General features: G+C 72.2%; 18 protein-coding genes. 8 read left to right on the top strand and 10 right to left on the bottom strand.

Features of this window, described 5'->3' with window-relative positions; translation table 11 throughout:
* Positions 1–125: 125 nt before the first annotated feature.
* From ABZ477_RS08210 to ABZ477_RS08190, 5 genes are all read left to right on the top strand, one after another.
* Positions 126–5,018 (top strand): DEAD/DEAH box helicase, encoded by a 4,893-nt coding sequence (locus ABZ477_RS08210; RefSeq protein ID WP_360130690.1) that lies wholly within the window; start codon positions 126–128, stop codon positions 5,016–5,018.
* The gene (locus ABZ477_RS08205) at positions 5,011–5,784 is read left to right on the top strand and encodes a DNA-formamidopyrimidine glycosylase family protein (protein ID WP_360130687.1); all 774 of its coding nucleotides are present in this window, start codon (positions 5,011–5,013) and stop codon (positions 5,782–5,784) included. The genes ABZ477_RS08210 and ABZ477_RS08205 overlap by 8 nt, the downstream gene beginning before the upstream one ends.
* 112 nt (positions 5,785–5,896) lie before the next feature.
* On the top strand, positions 5,897–6,514 hold the full coding sequence (locus ABZ477_RS08200) for a hypothetical protein (RefSeq protein ID WP_360130684.1): 618 nt from the start codon (positions 5,897–5,899) through the stop codon (positions 6,512–6,514).
* Between the two features lie 153 nt (positions 6,515–6,667).
* Positions 6,668–7,075, top strand: coding sequence for a transferase (locus ABZ477_RS08195; RefSeq protein WP_360130682.1), 408 nt, complete (start codon positions 6,668–6,670; stop codon positions 7,073–7,075).
* 152 nt (positions 7,076–7,227) lie between these two features.
* Positions 7,228–7,788: a thermonuclease family protein gene (locus tag ABZ477_RS08190; RefSeq protein WP_360130679.1), complete on the top strand. Its 561-nt coding sequence runs from the start codon at positions 7,228–7,230 to the stop codon at positions 7,786–7,788.
* 12 nt (positions 7,789–7,800) lie between these two features.
* Here ABZ477_RS08190 and ABZ477_RS08185 read toward each other — a convergent pair whose 3' ends face one another.
* On the bottom strand, positions 7,801–8,196 hold the full coding sequence (locus tag ABZ477_RS08185) for a DUF1304 domain-containing protein (protein ID WP_360131087.1): 396 nt from the start codon (positions 8,194–8,196) through the stop codon (positions 7,801–7,803).
* Positions 8,197–8,232: 36 nt separating this feature from the next.
* On the opposite strand from ABZ477_RS08185, the gene ABZ477_RS08180 reads away from it, so the two are divergent.
* Both ABZ477_RS08180 and ABZ477_RS08175 read left to right on the top strand, forming a co-directional pair.
* Entirely contained in the window at positions 8,233–9,000 is a 768-nt protein-coding gene (locus ABZ477_RS08180; protein WP_360130676.1) for a LysR family substrate-binding domain-containing protein, read from the top strand.
* 63 nt (positions 9,001–9,063) lie between these two features.
* A complete protein-coding gene (locus ABZ477_RS08175; RefSeq protein WP_360130674.1) occupies positions 9,064–9,807 on the top strand; it encodes a GMP synthase in 744 nt (247 codons plus the stop codon).
* A gap of 15 nt (positions 9,808–9,822) precedes the next feature.
* On the opposite strand, the gene ABZ477_RS08170 is transcribed toward ABZ477_RS08175, so the two are convergent.
* The 5 genes from ABZ477_RS08170 to ABZ477_RS08150 form a co-directional block, all read right to left on the bottom strand.
* Positions 9,823–10,656 carry a tryptophan-rich sensory protein gene (locus tag ABZ477_RS08170; RefSeq protein ID WP_360130671.1) on the bottom strand — a complete coding sequence of 278 codons (834 nt, stop codon included), beginning with the start codon at positions 10,654–10,656 and terminating at the stop codon, positions 9,823–9,825.
* 62 nt (positions 10,657–10,718) lie between these two features.
* Complete coding sequence (locus ABZ477_RS08165; protein ID WP_360130668.1) at positions 10,719–11,207, bottom strand: glutaminase; 489 nt, start codon at positions 11,205–11,207, stop codon at positions 10,719–10,721.
* Entirely contained in the window at positions 11,204–12,403 is a 1,200-nt protein-coding gene (locus tag ABZ477_RS08160) for a cation:proton antiporter (protein ID WP_360130665.1), read from the bottom strand. The genes ABZ477_RS08165 and ABZ477_RS08160 overlap by 4 nt, the downstream gene beginning before the upstream one ends.
* 271 nt (positions 12,404–12,674) lie before the next feature.
* Positions 12,675–13,529 (bottom strand): transposase, encoded by an 855-nt coding sequence (locus ABZ477_RS08155; RefSeq protein WP_360130662.1) that lies wholly within the window; start codon positions 13,527–13,529, stop codon positions 12,675–12,677.
* A gap of 79 nt (positions 13,530–13,608) precedes the next feature.
* Positions 13,609–14,760, bottom strand: a complete 1,152-nt coding sequence (locus ABZ477_RS08150) for a hypothetical protein (protein WP_360130659.1) — start codon at positions 14,758–14,760, stop codon at positions 13,609–13,611.
* A 65-nt stretch (positions 14,761–14,825) separates the two neighbouring features.
* Between ABZ477_RS08150 and ABZ477_RS08145 the strand changes: the two genes are divergently transcribed.
* Positions 14,826–15,416, top strand: coding sequence for a TetR/AcrR family transcriptional regulator (locus tag ABZ477_RS08145; protein WP_360130656.1), 591 nt, complete (start codon positions 14,826–14,828; stop codon positions 15,414–15,416).
* 24 nt (positions 15,417–15,440) lie between these two features.
* Here the strand turns inward: ABZ477_RS08145 and ABZ477_RS08140 are convergent, their stop codons facing one another.
* The 4 genes from ABZ477_RS08140 to ABZ477_RS08125 all read right to left on the bottom strand — a co-directional run bounded on the left by ABZ477_RS08140 (position 15,441) and on the right by ABZ477_RS08125 (position 20,728).
* Positions 15,441–16,121, bottom strand: coding sequence for a GTP pyrophosphokinase family protein (locus ABZ477_RS08140; RefSeq protein ID WP_360130653.1), 681 nt, complete (start codon positions 16,119–16,121; stop codon positions 15,441–15,443).
* A 176-nt stretch (positions 16,122–16,297) separates the two neighbouring features.
* The gene (locus ABZ477_RS08135; protein WP_360130650.1) at positions 16,298–17,617 is read right to left on the bottom strand and encodes an FGGY family carbohydrate kinase; all 1,320 of its coding nucleotides are present in this window, start codon (positions 17,615–17,617) and stop codon (positions 16,298–16,300) included.
* A 130-nt stretch (positions 17,618–17,747) separates the two neighbouring features.
* The gene (xylA, locus tag ABZ477_RS08130) at positions 17,748–18,935 is read right to left on the bottom strand and encodes a xylose isomerase (protein ID WP_360130647.1); all 1,188 of its coding nucleotides are present in this window, start codon (positions 18,933–18,935) and stop codon (positions 17,748–17,750) included.
* 110 nt (positions 18,936–19,045) lie between these two features.
* On the bottom strand, positions 19,046–20,728 hold the full coding sequence (locus ABZ477_RS08125; RefSeq protein ID WP_360130644.1) for an FAD-binding protein: 1,683 nt from the start codon (positions 20,726–20,728) through the stop codon (positions 19,046–19,048).
* Positions 20,729–20,764 lie beyond the last annotated feature (36 nt).

The following is a 20,764-nucleotide window of genomic DNA, read 5'->3' as shown; positions in this document are numbered from 1 at the left end:
GCCCGAGCGCTGCTGAGCGCGAATTCGGCCGGGATGTCGGAAGTTCGGGCGAAGGTGAGCAGGGCCCGAGCGCTGCTGAGCGCGAATTCGGCCGGGATGTCGGAAGTTCGGGCGAAGATGTTCAGATGAGCGACGTGCTCGAGCGGTTCTCGCCTGCCACGCAGGACTGGTTCCGCGGCGCGTTCGCTTCGCCCACGACGGCGCAGATCGGCGCGTGGGACGCCATCTCGCACGGCAGGCACGCCCTCGTCGTCGCGCCGACGGGCTCGGGCAAGACGCTCTCGGCGTTCCTGTGGGCGATCGACCGTGTGTTCCGCGACAAGCCGGCGGCGACAGCATCCGCGAAGAAGAAGCGGTCGGATGCTGTGACCTCCCCGACCCGCATCCTCTACATCTCACCGCTCAAGGCGCTCGGCGTCGACGTCGAGCGGAATCTGCGGTCGCCGCTGGTCGGCATCGGGCAGTCGGCGCGGCGGCTGGGGCTGGCAGTCCCCGACGTCTCGGTCGGCGTGCGCTCCGGCGACACGACGTCGAGCGATCGCCGGAAGCTCGTGACGGCGCCGCCCGACATCCTCATCACGACGCCCGAGTCCCTGTATCTCATGCTCACGAGCCAGGCGGGTCAGACGCTCGCGGGCGTCCACACCGTCATCGTCGACGAGGTGCACGCCGTCGCCGCGACCAAGCGCGGCGCACACCTCGCGGTGAGCCTCGAGCGCCTCGACGCGCTGCGCGAATCGCTGCAGCCAGGGTCCGCCCCCGCGCAGCGCATCGGCCTGTCGGCGACGGTGCGGCCGATCGACGAGGTCGCGCGGTTCCTCGGGGGCGCCGCCCCCGTCGAGATCGTGGCGCCGAAGGCGACGAAGACGTTCGAGCTGAAGGTCGTCGTGCCGGTCGACGACATGCTCAACCCGCCGCCCCCGCCGAGTGCGGATGACGAACTCGACCCGCCCGTCGTAGAGCCCGACCAACCGGTCGTTGAGCGAGCGGAGCGAGACGAAACGCCTGCCGAGGAGGACTGGTTCGTCCCACCCCGGCCCGAGTCGACCGAAGTCACCGGGTCGCTCTGGCCGCATGTCGAGGAGGCGATCGTCGATCGCATCCTCCAGCACCAGTCCACGATCGTGTTCGTCAACTCGCGGCGGCTGGGCGAGCGCCTGACGGGCCGACTCAACGAGATCTACTCGGAGCGGCTCGGACTCGACCTGCCCGAGCCGGCGGTGCCGGCGGGAATGATGGCCGGTTTCGATACGGGCGCTGCGCGCCCTACTCAACCACCGGTTTCGAAGGACGGCGCCGCGCCCGTGCTCGCGAAGGCGCACCACGGCTCGGTGTCGAAGGAGCAGCGCGCGCAGGTCGAGGAGGAGCTCAAGTCCGGCATCCTGCGCTGCGTCGTGGCGACGTCGAGTCTCGAGCTCGGCATCGACATGGGTGCGGTCGACCTCGTGATCCAGGTCGAGGCGCCGCCGTCGGCCGCCTCGGGTCTGCAGCGCGTCGGCCGCGCGGGCCACCAGGTCGGCGAGATCAGCCGCGCCGCGCTCTTCCCCAAGCACCGCGGCGATGTCCTGCACACCGCGATCGTGACCGAGCGCATGCTCGCGGGGCGGATCGAGGCGATCGCCGTGCCGCAGAATCCGCTCGACATCCTCGCGCAGCAGACCGTCGCGGCGTGCGCCACAGGGCCCGTCGACGTCGAGGGCTGGTACGAGACCGTCAAGCGCAGCGCCCCGTTCCACGCGCTCCCGCGCTCGGCGTACGAGGCGACGCTCGATCTCCTGGCGGGGCGATACCCGTCCGACGAGTTCGCCGAGCTGCGGCCTCGACTCGTGTGGAATCGCGATCTCGGCGTCCTGACCGGCCGCCCGGGCGCGCAGCGTATCGCCGTCACGAGCGGCGGGACGATCCCCGACCGGGGACTGTTCGGCGTCTTCGTCGCGGGCGAGACGCGCAACGCGCGCGTGGGCGAGCTCGACGAGGAGATGGTCTACGAGTCGCGCGTGAACGACGTCTTCACCCTCGGCACGACGAGCTGGCGCATCGCCGAGATCACGCACGATCGTGTCAACGTGGTCCCGGCGTTCGGGCAGCCGGGCAAAGTGCCGTTCTGGCACGGCGACGGGATCGGCAGGCCCGCCGAGCTGGGCGAGGCGCTCGGCGCCTTCGCACGCGAGGTGTCCAGCGCGAAGCCCGAGACGGCCGAGGCGCGGCTCGTCGAGGCGGGACTCGACGCCAACGCGCGCGGCAACCTCCTGGCGTACCTCGCGGAGCAGCGCGAGGCCACGGGGACGCTCCCGACGGACCGATCGCTCACGATCGAGCGCGGCCGGGACGAGGTCGGCGACTGGCGCGTCATCCTGCACTCCCCGTACGGCATGCCCGTGCACGCGCCCTGGGCACTCGCCGTCAACGCCCGCATCCGCGAGCGCCTCGGCGTCGACGGCTCGGCCGTCGCGAGCGACGACGGCATCATCGCGAGGATCCCCGACGCCACGGCCGAGCCTCCGGGCGCGGAGCTCTTCGTCTTCGACCCCGACGAGCTCGAGCAGCTCGTGACGGACGAGGTCGGCGGCTCGGCGCTGTTCGCGTCGCGCTTCCGCGAGTGCGCCGCCCGCGCCCTCCTGCTGCCGCGGCTCAACCCCAACCGGCGCAGCCCGCTCTGGCAGCAGCGCCAGCGCTCGGCGCAGCTGCTCGAGGTCGCGCGCCGGCATCCGACGTTCCCGATCATCCTCGAGACGCTGCGCGAGGTGCTCCAGGACGTCTACGACGTCCCCTCCCTCCTGCGCATCGCGCGCGGCATCGGCGAACGCCGCATCCGGCTCGTCGAGACCGAACCCGCGCAGCCGTCGCCCTACGCGCGCGACCTGCTCTTCGGCTACGTCGGCGCCTTCATGTACGAGGGCGACTCCCCGCTCGCCGAGCGGCGCGCGGCCGCGCTCTCTGTCGACCCCGCGCTGCTGTCCGAGCTGCTCGGCAAGGTCGAGATGCGGGAGCTGCTCGACCCCGACGTCATCCTCCAGTTCGAGCGCGAAGCCCAGCGTCTCGACCCCGACCGCCGCGCGCGCGGCCTGGAGGGCGTCGCGGACCTGCTCCGGATGCTGGGACCCCTGGACGTCGCGGAGGTCGCGGCGCGCCTGATCCCTGAGTCCGTCGATGGGCTCGGGGCGGCCGACGCCCTCCGGCCGTCGAGCGAGGGAGCGCTGGCGACCGAGACGACACGCCCCGAGCCCGGCGCCGACGATGGCTTGGACGTTTCGTCTCGCTTCGCTCGCTCAACGACCGAGATCACCGAGGCATCCGCTCTCGTGGACGCGCTCGTCACTGCGCGGCGGGCCATCCCCGTCACGATCGGCGGTGTGGCGCGGGTCGCGGCGATCGAGGACTCCGGCCGTCTGCGCGATGCGCTCGGCGCGGCGCTGCCCGTCGGCATCCCCACCGCGTTCCTCGATCCGCTCGCCGATCCTCTCGGCGACCTCGTCGCACGGCACGCCCGCACCCACGGGCCTTTCACGGCGGATGCTGTCGCGCTTCGGTTCGGCATCGGTGTCGCTGTCGTCCGCCAGACGCTCCAGCGCCTCGAGTCGCAGGGCCGCGTCACGTCGGGGTTCTTCCTGCCCGCGGCCACGGGTGGCGGAGGCGACGAGATCGAGTGGTGCGACACCGGCGTCCTCCGCCGGCTGCGGATGCGGTCGCTCGCCGCGATCCGGGGCAGCGTCGAGCCCGTCTCGCAGGAGGCGTACGCGCGGTTCCTGCCCGCCTGGCAGCACGTCTCGCGGCCGCTCGAGGGCGTCGACGGCGTCGCGGCGGTCATCGAGCAGCTCGCGGGCGTGCCGATACCGGCAAGCGCGTGGGAGTCGCTCGTCCTGCCCTCGCGCGTCTCGGACTACTCGCCCACGATGCTCGACGAGCTCACGGCGACCGGCGAGGTCGTCTGGTCGGGCCACGGCTCGCTTCCCGGGCGCGACGGGTGGATCGCGCTGCACCTCGCCGACGCCGTGCCGCTCACGCTCGCGCCGCCGGACCTCGAGGTCGCACCGGGCTCACTCGAGGCGCAGCTCCTCGAGGCGCTCGGCCCGGGCGGTGCGTACTTCGCGGCGCAGCTGCGTCAGCTGACGGGCGCCGAGAACGAGCAGTCGATCGTCGATGCCCTCTGGAACCTCACGTGGGGCGGGCACGTCACCAACGACACGTTCGCGCCCGTGCGGTCGCTCCTCGCGGGAGGGTCTCAAGCGCACAAGGTCTCGCGGCGGACGCCCCGAGCCCGGCTCTACCGCGGCGCGGCGGTGCGGACGGTCGCGGCATCCGTCCCGCCACGACCGCCGTCGATCGGCGGACGCTGGTCGATGCTCCCCGAGCCCGAGCCCGATGCCGCCATGCGCGCGACCGCGGCCGCGAGCCTCCTCCTCGACCGCTACGGCGTCGTCACGCGAGGCGCCGTGCAGTCGGAGGGTGTTCCCGGCGGGTTCGCCCAGGTGTACCGCGTGCTCGCGGGCTTCGAAGAGGCGGGGCACTGCCGGCGGGGCTATGTCATCGAGCGGCTGGGCGCCGCGCAGTTCGCGGCATCCGCGACGGTGGATCGGCTGCGCGAGTTCGCGGCCCTGCCCGAGCCCGCCCCGCTGGGCACCGTGACGCTCGCGGCGACCGACCCCGCCAACCCGTACGGCGCCGCGCTCGCCTGGCCCGCCCTCGAGGGCGTCGGCCACCGGCCGGGTCGCAAGGCGGGGGCGCTCGTCGTGCTCGTCGACGGCGCGCTCGCGCTCTATCTCGAACGCGGCGGCAAGTCGGCGCTCGCGTTCACGGATGCACCAGAGTCGCTCGCGGCTGCTGCCCGCGACCTCGCGGCCACCGCGCGAGCCCGGCGACTGGACACCCTCACGATCGAGCAGGTGAACGGCGAGTTCGTCTACACGGCGGCTGCGGGGCAGGCGCTGCGGGACGCGGGATTCGTCGAGTCCCCGCGCGGGCTCACTCTCCGCCGGCTCACGGCGGGAGACGTCGCGCGCGAGGCGGCGCGTGCCTGAGGGCGACACCGTCTTCCAGACGGCGCGGCGGCTCGACGCCGCCCTCGCAGGGCAGGAGGTGACGCGGTTCGAGCTGCGCGTCCCGCAGGTCGCGACGGTCGATCTGCGGGGCGAGACCGTCCACGGGGTCGCGTCGCGGGGCAAGCATCTGCTCCACCGCATCGGGGAGTGGACGCTGCACTCGCACCTCAAGATGGAGGGCGAGTGGCACGTCTACGCGCCGGGCGACAAGTGGCGCAAGCCCGCCTTCAAGGCCCGCGCGATCGTCGGCACGAGCTCTCGCGAGACCGTCGGCTTCGATCTCGCCGACATCGACGTCGTCCCGACGCGCGACGAGGAGCGGCTCGTCGGCTATCTCGGCCCCGATCCGCTCGCGGACGACTGGGACGCTGCCGAGGCCGCCCGCCGCTTCGGCGCAGACAGGCGCGCCGCGCACGTCGCGCTGCAGGACCAGCGCAACATCGCCGGGTTCGGCAACGAGTACGCCAGCGAGATCCTGTTCCTGCGCGGCATCCTTCCCACCCGGCCCGCCGACGAGACGGATGCCGCGGCCGTCATGGATCTCGGCGCCCGCATGATCCGCGCCAACAGCGATCGGTGGGACCGGATCTTCACGGGCGATCCGCGACCCGGGCGCCGGACGTGGGTATACGGCCGCGAGGGCCGGCCGTGCCGCCGCTGCGGCACGACGATCCGCCGCGGATCGCTCGGCGCGGACCCCACCCGCGAGCGGATCGTCTTCTGGTGCCCTTCGTGCCAGCGGTGAGGCGACGATCAGCGCTGCCTCACGCCTCGAGGGCGAGCATCCCGCTCGACGGGAGCCTCCGGCGCTAGCGTGCTGTCGAACACGACCCACTCGCCTGGGGAGGAGAGCCGCCATGACGACTTCGAAGAGGTTGCCCCGACGCCTGCGCGCGACGGCGCTCATGGTTGCGGCATCCGCGGTTCTCCTGGCGGGATGCTCGCTGATCGACGGGGGACTGCCGAGTCCGACGATCACCCTCCCCTCGCCGACGATCACGCTGCCGTCGCCGACCGCGACCGTGCCGGAACCCACCGCGACCCTGCCCGAGCCGACGCGCACGCCGATCCTCCCGACCCGTACGGCCGAGCCCGAGCCGACAGCGACGACGGACCCCGAGCCGACTCCGACGGCAGAGCCCGAACCCACCACCGCACCGGAGCCCACGACGGCGCCCGAGCCGGAGCCTTCAGTCGCGCCGTCCGGGCCGGCCGAGACGCCCACCCCCTCCTCGACCCCCTCACCGACGGCGACCGCCGCCCCGACTCCGACCCCGACTCCGACGCCTACGCCGACAGCGAGCGCCTCACCCACGCCGACTCCCGAGGCGGCGCCGGAAGACCAAGGCCCGGCCGACTGGGTGCGATGGGTCGTGGGCCTCGTCGTGGCCGCGCTCGTCGCTGCGGTGATCTATCTCATCGCGCGGCGTCCGCGCGCGAGCGGGCCGGGTGGCGAGGGGACGCCCGAAGCCTGATCGGGCCCTCGATTCGGTCGTCGATGCACGCCGCTCGAACCGATTCGAGCCCAGTTCGCGACTGACCTGAGGATCTCCCATGCGCGGGAATGAAATGGCCACGCGCCGGGTTATTCCTTTTCTCGACGCTCAGTGGCGTCGCAGGAGGGGACCGTGGGCAAGAACTACATCGACATCGAAAGCGACAGCGGCGAGACGCTGCGCTACCGCAAGCACGCCAATGGGCGCGGTCTGATCGCGCACGGAGCGAAGGTGCACCCGAGCGCCGTCGTCGAGGCAGGCGCCTATGTCGAGCCAGGAGTTCAGATCGCCGCCGGCGCGCACGTCGGGCGCGGCGTGTGGGTCGAGACGGATGCTGTCATCGGCCCCGACGCCGACATCGCGCCGCACGCGCACATCGGTCCGGGCGCCGCGATCGGCGCCGGCGCGAAGATCGGCGTGCGCACGCAGGTCGGCCGCGACGCGCGCGTGGCGGTGGGGTCGCTCATCGGCGACGATGAGACGATCGGCGACGGCGAGAAGGTCGCGACCGACAAGCGCGGGCTGCGCCTGGCCGCCTGACCGCCTGACTTCGCGCACCCCGGCCACGCTCGCACGCGGCAGGGGTTTGCTTCGACTTCGGTCGACTCGTCAGAACACGCCGGCGCGCGAGTCCCAACCGCGTGTCTTGGCGACTCGACGGAGGTGTCGGGACCGGTCGCTAGGGTCGGCGTGTGCGGATCGGGGCTCGGGTCATCGTGGGGGCGGCGATCGTCGGCGCCGTCGTGCTCGCGGTGTGGTGGTTCGGGGTCCGGCCGCTGGCCACCGCCGAGACAGACCAGCCCTCAGCCGGGGCGCCCGCGCGACCCGACGACGCGTTCGCCATGACCGTCGTGTCGGTGTGGGACGGCGATACGCTGCGCGCGACGACGACCGCGAGTGACAGCATCCCGACGTCCGACGATGTGCGCGTCCGTCTCATCGGCATCGACACCCCCGAGGTGAGCAGCCCCGCGGAGTGCTGGGCCGAGGAGGCGCGGCTGCACCTGACCGATCTCGCGCCCGTCGGCGCGACGGTCTGGGCGGCCTTCGACGAGGATCCGCAGGACCGCTACGACCGGTACCTCCTGTACCTGTGGACCGACGACGGACGCTTCATCAACGACGCGCTCGTCGCGGCGGGGGATGCCGAGACCATGACCGTCGAGCCGAACGACGAGCACGCGGCGCTCTTCGCGGCGAGCGAGGCGCGGGCACGCGAGGCCGGGGCGGGTCAGTGGGGCGCGTGCGGCTGAGAAGGGGCGCGCTCACGCGAAGAGGAACAGCACGAAGCCGACGAGCGGCAGCGTGCCCTGAAGGAGCGCCGCCCGGAGGTACTTCGATCCCGTCGTCAGCAGTACGAGCGCCGCCGCGACCATCGAGCCGAGGCAGAAGAGCACGAGGGTGCGCCCCGCGACGTCCGCGACGGTGCCCGCACCGCCCGCCCAGTAGAGCGCGAGGCCGATCGCCGTGCCGACGGCCAGGAACAGGTTGTAGAAGCCCTGGTTGTACGCCATCGGCTTGATCGCGTCGGCCGTCGCCTGGTCCGGGACGCCGAACCGCTTCCAGACCCGGGGCTGCGTCCACTGGACGCTCTCCATCAGGAAGATGTACACGTGCAGCAGGGCGGCGAGGGCTGCGAAGACCGTCGCGATGACAGCGATCATGAGCGAACGATAGCGCCCCGATACGCTCGAGGCATGGTGAAGGGCGGCGGTGCGCGTGGCGCACCACAGCGGGGACGGAAGGATGCCGCGGCCCGCCGCAAGCCGGGGGCCCACGCCAAGCAGGCCAAGCAGGCCAAGCCGGCCACTCCGGGTAAGCGCGCGCCTCGTCCGGCGGCCCCGCCTGAGCCGCAGCGGGAGCCGGACCTCCCCTCGACCTTCGTCCTCGGCGCGATCCCGGGTGCGACCCCCGGCAAGTGGATCGACGCGTGGCGCGAGCGGATGCCGCACGTCGAGCTGGAGCTGCGCACCGTCGCCGTCGCGCACCAGCGCGCCGAACTCGTCGAAGGCGACCTCGACGCCGCGATCGTCCGGCTGCCCATCGACCGCGAAGGGCTTCACGTCATCCCGCTCTACGAGGAGCAGGCCGTCGTCGTCGTGGCGAAGGACTCGCACCTGACGGCGGCGGACGAGCTCGAGCTCTCGGACCTCGACGGCGAGGTCCTCATCGTCCCTGCGGACGACGTGCTCAGCGCCGTCGTGCCGGGGGCGGTCGCTCCCCGCTTCGATCCGCCCGAAACGACGGAGGACGCCATCGCGACGGTCGCGGCAGGCGTCGGCGCCGTCATCGTGCCGATGTCGCTGGCGCGGCTGCATCACCGGAAGGACGCGGCATCCGTCCCCCTCCGCGAGGGCCCCGTCTCGCAGGTCGCACTCGCGTGGCAGGCCGACCGCACGACGCCGCTCGTCGAGACCTTCGTCGGGATCGTCCGGGGTCGCACCGCCAACTCGTCGCGCGGCTGACACGGGCGACGGCCCGTGACGCGCGACAGGCGGGGCGGCCTGCCCGCACCCTAGAATCGCGCCATGACGCGTGGGCCGCTGCTGTATGTCTGCGTGCGGCCGCAGGTGGGCGCCGCCGCTGCGGAGTACGAGTCCTTCCGGAAGGCGACGCGGCTCGACGAGACGCGGCTCGCCGAGCACGATCTCGTGCGCGAGCCGCTGCCGGCGGACGCCTTCGACGTCTACAGCGGCTTCCTCGTGGGCGGCAGCCCGTTCAACACGACCGATCCCGAGTCGACCAAGACCGACCCGCAGCGCCGGCTCGAGGCCGACCTCGCGAGGATCGCCGAGCGCTCTGCGGCGGCCGAGACCGCCGCGCTCTTCACGTGCTACGGGATCGGCGTCGTGACCCGGACCCTGGGCGGCGAGGTGAGCCGGGCGTTCCCGGAGGACACCGGGCCGACCGCCGTGAGCCTCACCGAGGGGGGCCGCGCCGACCCCGTCTTCGGCGAGCTCGCGACGCGCTTCACGGCGCTGACGGCGCACAAGGAGGGGTCGGCGCAGCCGCCGCCCGGCGGGGTGCTGCTCGCGACGAACGATGCGTGCCCCGTCCAGGCGTATCGCATCGGCGACCGCCTGTACGCGACGCAGTTCCATCCGGAACCCACGACCAAGGCCTTCACCGAGCGCATGGCGGTCTACCGCGACGACGGCTACTTCGCGGCGCACGATTACGAGCGCATCGCGGGCGAGGTGCTCGCCGCCTCCGTCACCGAGCCCGTGCGCCTGCTGCGGGCCTTCGCGCGGAGGTTCGGGCCAGCCGACTGATCCGGCGCCGCCCCGTCACGGCCGGAACCATCGGCCGCCGCGCGCGGCGCGCCGTGCCAGCATGACGATCGGAACGGCGAGGACGATGACGGCCACCACGATCGCCGCGATCCCGATCGGGACGCTGGACGGATCCCACGTCAACCGGCCGACCGAGAGCCACACGAGGCCCCAGGCGATCGCGAGGCCCGGGGCGAACCGTCCGCCGCTGGCGAGCGGGAGCGCGACGCCGATCGCGGCGACGACGGCCAGAACCCCGATGCCCCACGCCGCGGGGGCGGCGACGTCGATTCCGGATGCTGTCAGCCATGCGGCAGTGTTCGCGACGCTCGCGAGCGTGACCCAGCCGAGGTGCAGGCCCGTCGCGCCGTCGATGAGGATCCGGTCGACGATGCGGTCGGCGCGCACGACCGTCGTGCGCTGGAACGTGGCCCCGAGCGCCGCGGCGAGCAGGAAGATGACGGCGACCGTCACGGGCAGCGTCGCGAACTGGGCCGCGACGAGCCACAGGCCGTTGAGCACGGCCGTGAGCGCGACCCACCAGCCGATCCCCCGCTGCCGCCGGTCGCCGCGCTGCGCGGGCAGCGCCTGCCACACGGTGTAGACGATGAGGAGGAGGTAGATCGCGCTCCAGATCGAGAACGCCGGGCGCGCGGGCGCGAGGTACGACCCGTCGCTGTCCAGGGCGCCGCCCTGCAGCTCCTGAACCGAGGTGCCGCCGAAGGCCCCCGTGCCGACGGCGGCCGCGACGAACATGAAGCACGTCGCGCAGATGACGGCGATCTGGCGGACGAGGTCGACGGGACGGGATGCCGTGTCGAGGCGAGACGAAGCGGCTGCAGCGGTCATGCGCCCGACGATACGAAGCCGCGCGATGCTGCGCGTGGGCTTGACAGCCCGGGGATCAGCCGTCAGGTCGCTCCGGGTTCCGGATGCTCGAGCAGCGCGATGCGCTCGGAGAGATATCCCTCGAGCGGGACCCACCCGCCCACGGCGCTCCAGCGCACGCTCGGCACGCCGTCCATGACGGAGAGCGGGCCGGATGCTGTCCCCTCCGCGACCGCGTCGAGGTCGATGGGCTGCCAGCCGACGTGCACCGTCTCGCCTTCGCCGAATCCCCCGCGCCGCGCGGCGGCGGCGAGCGCGGCTCGCTCGCGCTGCGACTCGGCGGCGTACCCACGGCGGACTTCGGCCCGTGCCCGGACGATCTGCCCCGTCGCAAGGACCGCGCCGTCTGTCAGGAGGAGGACGCCCAGGTGCCACGCCGATCCGCGTCGCACGATCCGCGGTGGACGCGCGATGCCGAGCACCCGCCGGGGAACCACGAGCTCGCCCAGCCCCTCCCGCGAGACCGAGCCCAGGCGATCTCGCGCGTCGTCGAGGAGTGCCCGGATGCTCACGCGAGGTCGTCCTCGAGCGGAGCCGAAGCCTTCACGGGCTCACGCCGGAGGAGCGTGCCGATGAGCGGGAAGAGCAGGACGGACAGCATCCCGGCTCCGACGAGTGCCGAAGCCATGCCGCTCGGGATGATGCCCTCGTCGACGCCGATCGCCGTGACCGCGACGATGATCGGGAGCCCCGTCGCGCCGAAGAAGGCGACGGCGATGCGATCACGGCGGTTCGCGTCGGCGGGCGCCGCGAGCATCGACGGCAGCCCGCGGATGACGAGCAGCAGCACCAGGAGGAGCGGGAGGGACAGCAGCAGCACGGGGTCCTCCAGGAGCGCCTGGAGGTCGAACGTGATGCCGGTGTAGATGAAGAACACGGGTACGAGGAAGCCGAACGCGACGGCCTCGACCTTGCTGTCGACGGCCTCCCGGTCGGCGTGATCGGCGTCGCGCATGATGAGGCGCCACACGACGCCGGCGGCGAACGCGCCGAGGAGCATGTCGAGGTCGAGCACGATGCTGACGGCGACGAGCACCGCGAGCGCGAAGAACACGACCCGGATCGCGAACTGGCCCGACGTGTGCAGCGACACGTTGACGGCGCGATGGAGCGCCCCCTGCGGGACGCGGAAGGCCCACCAGATCGCGAGTCCCACGACGGCGACGAAGAGGATGAGGACGAGGGTGGCGACACCGGGCTCGCGGCCGCCGAGGAAGAGCGAGATCGCGATGAGCGGGCCGAACTCGCCGACGGCGCCGATGGCCGAGACCGACTGGCCGAAGGGCGTGCGCAGCTCGCCCTCGTCGCGCAGGATCGGCAGGAGTGTGCCGAGCGCCGTCGAGCACAGCGCGACGCCGATCACGACGGCGGCCTCCCCAGGGGCCAGGAGCCAGCCCGCGAGGATGCCTGCCGTGATGCTGATGAACCAGCCGCCGACGGCCCGCCGGCCCGTGCGCCCCTGGAAGGCGCCGAACTCGATCTCGGATCCCGCGACGAAGAACAGCATCGCGAGCCCGAACTGCGACAGGACGTCCACGAACGCCGATTCCTGCGCCCAGCCGAGCACCGACGGGCCGACGATGATGCCCAGCACGAGCTCGAACACGACGATCGGAACGCGCACCCAGCGGCCGACGGCGCGCGCGACGATGGGGGCGACGACGGCCAGCACGAAGATCAGCAGGACCGTGACGTTCTGGTCGTTCACGGGATCAGGCTAGCGAGGCCGCACGCGGGTCGCGCCCGACGCGTCCGCCGTGCGCAGGCGTTTCGTCTCGCTCCGCTCGCTCAACGACCGAAACGACCGGTCGTCGAGCGAGGGAGGGCAGCGACCGGAAACCACCGGTCGTTGAGCGAGGGAGCGCAGCGACCGAGACGAAACGCCCGAGCTGACGCGCACCGTCGGTGGCCGCGCCGGGTGCCGGTGTTTCGTCCTGCGGAGACGGGTCCCGAGCGAGAGCGGCGTGTCGAAGGGTCGCTCAGCGATCGGGGACGGCCGCGCGGGCGCCTTCCGCCTTCTTCTGCGCGGCACGGGCGACGGATGCCGCCTCCCCGCGCTCCTCGTCGAGCCGATCGACCTCGGAGTCGGCGTGAGCGGCATCGGCCTCGATGCGCTCGACCTCCGCGCGCAGCTCGTCGAGTCGCTCCCGCAGGTGGTCGGCGCGCTCGCGCGCCTTGGACAGGCGCGCGTCGGCGCGCGCGAGCTCGTGCTCGGCCTCCGATGCGGCGCGCTCCGCCTCGCGCGCGGCTCGCTCGGCCTCCTTGCGGGCACGGCGCTCGGCGAGGTCGTCCCGCGTCGGGGGCGGCGGAAGGGCCGCACCGTCGGCCGGGCTGCCTCCGACGGCGTCCGAGACGTCGACGGCGTCGAAGCCCGTCGCCTCGAGCGGCCGGACGAGTCGGCCCGTCATGACGGCGGCGGCGGCAGCAGCATCCATCACCGCCGCGTTGATCGTCTTCTCGACGTCTTCGCGCGTCGCGGCGCTGACCGTGACGCCGCGCTCCCCCGCGAGGGCGACCGCCTGCTTCGACAGGGCGGCCACGAGGCCGCGGCGCTGGCGGCTCAGCCGCGACAGCTCGGCGGCGTCGAGGTCGTCCTGCGCCTCGCGCAGCTGCGCCGCGAGCTCGAGCGCATCGCCGAGCTGCCCCTCGCGCGCGAGCAGGCTCACGGCCCACGCGGCGACGCCGGGCTTCGGCAGCCGCTTGATCAGCGCGGCGAGCTGTCGATCGACCATCCCCGCCCTGGCGTTGCGCGCCGCCGTGAACTGCGCGGGGGGCAGGGCGTACAGCTCGACCGCGATCGCGTCGAGGTCGTCGGGGGACGGCGGGTTCGGCATCGGAGTTCATTCTGCCGTCCACCCTGCGGACGGGCGAGAGGCGGCCGGTCACGCCGGCCGGCCGCCTCTCGATGCTGGGTCAGACCGTGACGGGCTCGGGCTCGGGCTTGCGCTCCGGCTCGCGCTCCAGCTGCTGCGGAGCAGGCGCGAGCTCGGCAGCGTTGCGCCGGTGTCCGATGAGGGCCAGGAGGACGCCGCCTACGATCCACGCCGCGAGGATGAGCCACTGCGCCGTCGTGGAGGCGTCGGGGAAGTAGCTCGTCGAGCGCAGGAGATTCGCCGAGGCTCCGGGCACGAACCACTGGCCCACGGCACCCCACGGCTCGGGCAGGAACTGCACGGGGATCGCGGCGGCCGAGATCGGGTTGGCGATGAGCATGGTGACGACGGCGGCGATGCCGATTCCGGGAGGGCCGATGAGGGCGGCCATGCCGATGATGAACGCGCCGGTCGCCGTGACACTGGTCGCCACGACCGCGGCGTTGAGCAGCCAGTCGCCCGCGAGGATGCCGAACCAGGTCTGCATGACCAGGACGATGAGCGCGCCGGCGACGACGCCGAAGACGAGGAGGCCGACGAGGCGGCGGACGACGCCCTGCACGAGGAGGGTCAGCAGGATGCCGGCGAGCATGCCGCCGAGCACGAGCGGGAAGAGCGACGCGCCGATGCCCGAACCCGTCGGGTCGCCGTCGGCGAGGGGCACGACATCCGTCACCGTCACGGTCGGGATCTCTGGGATGCCGCCGGCAGCGCCGTCGGGAAGCTGAGGCGCCTGCCCCGCCTGCAGCGCACCGACGATCGCCGTCAGCTGAGCAGTCAGCGCCTTCTGCGCCGTGTCGTCGATCCTGCTCTGGAGCTGCGTCGCGATCCCGCGCAGGGCCTGGGCCGCGGCGGGGCTCGCAGCACTCGCGAGGAGCACCTCGGGCTGGTCGCCCAGCAGGATCGCGCCGTACAGCTCGCGCTGCTCGATGCGCTGGACCGCGTCCTCGCGGGAGTCGACGGACTCCAGTGCGAGGGGCGACGGGTCCTGCTCGGCGAGGACCTCCTCGATCGCCGAGACGGCCTCGTCGGGTCCGCTGATGCCGACGGGGAGGTTCTGGGCCTCAGCGGTGGCCGTGGGCCATACGAACGCCATCACGACGAGCGCGACGACGAGCGCGCCGACGACTCCGAAGAGCGCGGCGAATCCCCACTTGGTGGGGCGAGGGGTGGCCTCTGGGGTGTGGGCCATGATGTCCTCCGTAAAAGAGAATGGGTATTCTGTTTGGAAGATAGCAGAACGGCTATTCTTTTTCCATGCCCAAGGTCACGGAGGCGTATCGCGAGGCCCGGCGCGACGAGATCGCGCAGGCCGCGATCCGCTGCCTCGAGCGCAACGGCGTGCGCGACACGTCGATCGCCGACATCGTCGCGGAGTCCGGCCTGTCGACGGGCGCGATCTACTCGCACTTCACGAACAAGGCCGAGCTCGCGCGCTACATCGTGGGCAGGTTCCTCGTCGTGGAGATCGACGAGCTGGAGTCCCGAGGACGCGGCGGCGAGGTCATCCCGCCCCGTGACATCCTGCAGAGCCTGCTCCGGGTCTTCAGCACGGCCGGGCTGTCGCCGGGGCTCGTCCTGCAGTTCTGGGGCGAGGCCATGGTCGACCCCGACATCCGCGGCGAGATGACCCGGACCGTCGGCAGCCTGTTCAGCGGACTCGCCACGGCCGCGCTGCCGTGGGCGCGCACGCGGGCGTCATCCGATGAGGCCGCCCGCGCGCTCGCCGGCGGGACCGCCCGCACGGTCGCGGCGCTGGCGCAGGGCTACATCGCGAACACGGCGATTCTCGGGCCGCGTGACCCGGCGGAGTACGTCGAGTCCGCGGCATCCGTCCTCTCGGCCTGATCTCGGGCGGGTGAGGACCGCGGATCAGACGGCGACGACGCGGCCCGGCCTGGGGCCGTGGAGCTCGCGGTGCAGCCGCTCCATGCGCTGGTCGAGCTCGGCGGCCGACACGGCGGCGTCCTTCAGCTCGGCCAGCAGTCGGTCGGGCACCTGACTGTCGTACTTGTAGTAGATCTTGTGCTCGAGGCTCGCCCAGAAATCCATCGCAATCGTGCGGAACTGGACCTCGACGGGCACCTCGACGCGGCCCGTCGAGAGGAAGACGGGCACCTCGACGATCGCGTGCAGGCTCTGGTAGCCGTTGGGCTTGGGCTCGGCGATGTAGTCCTTGACGCGGCGCACCGTGATGTCGTCCTGCCGGGAGAGCAGGTCGAAGAGCCGGTAGACGTCCGACACGAAGCTGCACGTGACGCGCACGCCGGCGATGTCGGTGATGGTCGCGCGGATCGACTCGAAGTCGGGCTCGATGCCCTTGCGCGCGACCTTCTCGACGAGGCTGTCGGGCGACTTGACCCGGCTCGAGACGTGCTCGATGGGGTTGTAGGAGTGGGTGTGCTCGAACTCCTCGCGGAGGATGCCGAGCTTCGTCTCGATCTCCTGCATGCCGAAGCGGTACTCACGGAGGAACCGCTCGGTCTCGTCGCGGAGTGCCCGCAGCTGCGAGGGGGAGATGGTGAGTGACGCGTCTTCCGCGGGTATCGCCATGGGTTCCAACCTACGGATGCTGTCTACGCGACTCCTGTGAAACGCCTCAGCCTCCCCGGCTCCCCCACGGCCCTCGACCCTCGTGCCCATGCCGTTCTCGCGAGAGGGCAGAAGCGTGCGGTCCCGACGGCGTGTCGCGCACATTCGTGCCCTCTCGCGACGAGAGGTCGAGGCGTTCAGGCGGCGGCGACGCGGGCCGCCTGGCGCGCTGCGCCGAGGGCGACGTACTCGCCGGGAGCGGGAACCTCGACGGGGATGCCGAGCACCTGCGGCGCGATGACGCGGACCGCCTCGGACTGGGCTCCCCCGCCGACGAGGAGGCCGCGCTCGAGCGGGACGCCCAGGCCGCGCAGGGCTTCCAGGCCCGCACCCAGGCCCGACAGCATCCCCTCGACCGCCGCGCGCGCGAGGTTCTCGCGCGTGGTCGAGGCGAGCGTCAGACCGGTGAGCGACGCCGTCGCATCGGGGAGGTTCGGGGTGCGCTCGCCCTCGAAGTACGGCACGAGCGTGAGCCCCCCGGCGCCGGGCTCGGCGGCGAGCGCGAGCCGGCTGAGCTCGGCGTGGTCGACGCCCAGGAGCCGCCCGATCGCGTCGAGCACGCGCGCCGCGTTGAGGGTCGCGACCAGCGGCAGGAAGCGCCCGTCGGCGTCGGCGAAGCCCGCGACGGTGCCGGTCGGGTCGATCGTGCGCTGCTCGCTCACGGCGAAGACCGTGCCGCTCGTGCCGATCGAGACGACGACGTCGCCCGGGCCGGCGCCGAGGCCGAGGCCCGCACCGGCGTTGTCGCCCGCGCCGGGGCCGACACGGCGTCCCGCGTCGTCCTCGACCCATTCGAGCGGCCCGAGCACGCGCGGCAGCACCGCGTCGTGTCCGAGCGCCGCGACGAGGAGGTCGCGGTCGTAGCCGTCGGTCCCCGATCCCGTCGACTCGGGGTTCCAGTAGCCGGTGCCCGAGGCATCCGATCGGTCCGTCACGAGCTCCTCGAGCACGGGGCCGCGCGTGGACTCGCCCTCGGGCCCGAAGCCGCGCAGGCGCCACGTCAGCCAGTCGTGCGGGAGTGCGACGGCCGCGACGCGCGCCGCGTTCTCGGGCTCGTGGTCACGCAGCCAGCGGAGCTTCGTGATCGTGAACGACGCGACCGGTACGAGCCCTGTGCGCCGGGCGAGCTCCTCGGCGCCGAACTCGGCGATGAGGTCCGCCGCTGCTCCCGCTGAGCGCGTGTCGTTCCAGAGGAGGGCGGGACGGATGACGCGTCCCTCCGCGTCGAGCACGACCATGCCGTGCTGCTGCCCTCCGATGGCCCAGGCCTCGATGTCGGCGAGGCCGCCGGCATCGGCGATCGCGCTCTGCAGCCCCGACCACCAAGCGGCCGGATCGACCTCGGTTCCGTCCGGGTGCGAGGCTCGCCCGTGCCTGACGACGGCGCCGGTCTCGGCATCCGTCACGACGACCTTGCACGACTGAGTCGACGAGTCGACTCCCACGACGAGCGTCATCGCCCGCTCCTTTCCTTCTTGCTCGGATTCATCCGCGAACCCACCCGTTTCGCGCGAGCCCACCCGATGCGGCGAGCGCAAGCGGGTGGGTTCGCGGCGAACGGGTGGGTTCGCGGAAGGACGGATGCTGTCAGCGGGCGCCGAGCAGGTGCTCGGTCGCGAGCTGCTGCAGCTTGACGAAGCCGAAGCCCTTGCCGCCGAGGTAGGCCGAGGCGTCGAAGTCCTCGTAGGAGGAGCGGTCGGCGACGAAAGCGTCGTAGGTCTCGCCCTCGCCGAACGTGGGCTCCGAGAGCTCCGTCACGCGGGCGGCCTCGAGCGCAGCCTGCACCTCGGGGTCGGCGCGGAAGGCCGCGGCGCGCTCCTTGAGGAGGAGGTACGTCTGGATGTTGGCGCGAGCGGAGTCCCACACGCCGTCCTCGTCCTCGGTGCGCGACGGCTTGTAGTCGAAGTGACGCGGGCCCTCGTACGCGGGGCCGCCGTTGAGGCCGCCGTTCTCGAGCAGGTCGACGAGCGCGAACGCGTTGTGCAGGTCGCCGTGGCCGAACACGAGGTCCTGGTCGTACTTGATGCCGCGCTGGCCGTTGAGGTCGATGTGGAAGAGCTTGCCGTGGTACAGCGCCTGGGCGATGCCGGCGGCGAAGTTCAGGCCCGCCATCTGCTCGTGGCCGACCTCGGGGTTGAGGCCCACGAGCTCGGGGCGCTCGAGCGACTCGATGAAGGCGAGCGCGTGGCCGACCGTCGGGAGCAGGATGTCGCCGCGGGGCTCGTTGGGCTTGGGTTCGATCGCGAACTTGAGGTTGTAGCCCTTCTCGACGACGTAGTCGCCGAGGAAGTTGACGGCCTCGCGGTAGCGCTCGAGCGCGGCGCGGATGTCCTTGGCCGAGTCGTACTCGGCGCCCTCGCGGCCGCCCCACATGACGAACGTCTCGGCGCCGAGCTCGGCGCCGAGGTCGATCTGGCGCAGCACCTTGCGGATCGCGAAGCGGCGCACGGCGCGGTCGTTCGACGTGAAGCCGCCGTCCTTGAAGACGGGAGCCGAGAAGAGGTTCGTCGTGACCATGGGGATCTTGAGGCCCGTGGCCTCGAGCGCGCCCTTCAGTCGGTCGATCTGGCTCTGACGGTCGGCGTCGGAGGAGCCGAAGGCGAACAGGTCGTCATCGTGGAACGTCATGCCGTACGCGCCGACCTCGGCGAGCTTCTCGACGACGTGCACGACGTCCATCGACGGACGGGTCGGGCCGCCGAAGGGGTCCGCGCCGTTGTAGTTGACAGTCCAGAGGCCGAACGTGAACTTGTCGGCGGGCGTGGGGGTGGGCATGGCGCTCCTTTGCGAACGACCGGGGTGAATTGTTGTCGAAGACAACGTATCTCACAAAGGATGCCGCGTCCAGTCCTCGGCGGGACCTTTCCCACGCCCGCCGATCGGGTTCAGCCGAGGGCGCGGGATGCCTCGGCGTCGTGCTGCGTAGCGCCCTGCCCGACAGCATCCAGCGCCGCGAGATGGCCGAAGACGACCGCGGGTCCGATCGTCGAGCCCGGCCCCGGATACGTGCGCCCCATGACCGACGCGCTCGTGTTGCCGATCGCGTACAGGCCGGGGATGACGGCGCCGCCGTCGGTCAGCACGCGGGCGTGTTCGTCGGTCAGGAGCCCGCCCTTCGTCCCGAGGTCACCGGGCACGAGCTGGACGGCCGTGAACGGCCCTTTCTCGATCGCGCCGAGGTTCGGGTTGGGCTTGACACGCGGGTCGCCGTAGTACCGGTCGTAGGCGGTGCGGCCGCGGCCGAAGTCCTCGTCGACGCCGGCGCGGGCGAAGCCGTTGAACCGCTCGATCGTCGCCGCGAAGGTCGCGGCATCCACCCCCATCCTGCGGCCCAGCTCGTCGAGCGTGTCGGCCTTCACCGCGATGCCCTCCTCGTACATGGCCTTACCGCCCATGAGGAGTCCCGAGAACATGTACCGCTGCCGGTGGCGGCGATCCACGACGAGCCACGAGTGGTTGGCGGGCACCGTCTTGTCGCGCTCGAGCAGGTCGTGGCCGAAGTCGATGTAGCTCTCGGACTCGTTGAGGTAGCGGGCGCCGGACTGGTCGACGACGATGCTGAACGGGTCGCTGCGCTCGTTGAGGACGAACAGCGCCTGCTTGCCCGGGATCGGGACGGAGGCTCCCCACCACGCGTCGTCCATGTACTCGAGCGCTCCGCCCGCGCGCACGCCCGCGTCGATCGCCGTGCCGAAGTCTCCCTCGGCCGCCGAGCTGTAGCCGGGGATCCCGTGATGCTTCTCGCGCCACTCGGTGTGGTGCGCGAAGCCGCCGGCTCCGAGGATCACGCCCCGCCGCGCTCGGATGCGCAGTTCGCCGCCAGGCGTCGATACGACGGCTCCGACGACCCGGCCGTCCGCGTCCTGGACGAGGTCGGTCAGCGGCGACGAGAGCAGGATCTCGGTCCCCTGGCGCTTCACGATGTCACCCAGGCTCAGCATGAGCGCCCCGCCCATGCCGTAGAGCTTCCGGCCCGTCACGAGCCCACCGAGCGTGCGGAGCACGAACCGCGCCCCCATGACGAATCCCGACACAGTCGACCAGGCGCGAGAGAGCAGGTAGACGTCGCCGTTGCGCAGCGGGACCGGGATCGCGTCGCCCATGCGCGACGTCTTCTGCCAGTCGCCGAGCCGGCGCGCGTTGAACGGCTTGACCTCGATCGACCGGCCGATCTTGCCGCCGGGGCGATCCGGGTAGTAGTCCGGGTACTTCTTCGCGGCGACCCAGCGCACGCCGAGCTTCTCGAGCATCAGGAACACGCTCGGGATGCTGTCGATGTACGCCTCGCGACGGGCCACGGACGACGCGGCATCCGGATCGCCGATCGCAGCCTGCAGATACGTGAGCGCCTCCTCGCGCGAATCGGGGATGCCGAGCCGCTGCATGAGCGGGTTGTTCGGCATCCACAGACCTCCGCCGCTGCGCATCGTCGTGCCTCCCCAGCGCTCCGTGCTCTCGACGATGAGCGCCTCGAGCCCCGCGTCGGCGGCGGTGATGGCGGCGGTCAGAGCCGCGGCGCCGCTCCCCGCGATGAGGACGTCGACCTCGCGATCCCATGTTTCGGGCATATGGTTCCTCCTTGAACCGGACATCCATGTCCGGAA

This window comes from Microbacterium sp. NPDC019599 (genome assembly GCF_040632175.1).
GTDB lineage: Bacteria > Actinomycetota > Actinomycetes > Actinomycetales > Microbacteriaceae > Microbacterium.
Note: the sequence above shows the minus strand (reverse complement) of the source record. Positions and strands in the feature narration are given on the sequence as shown.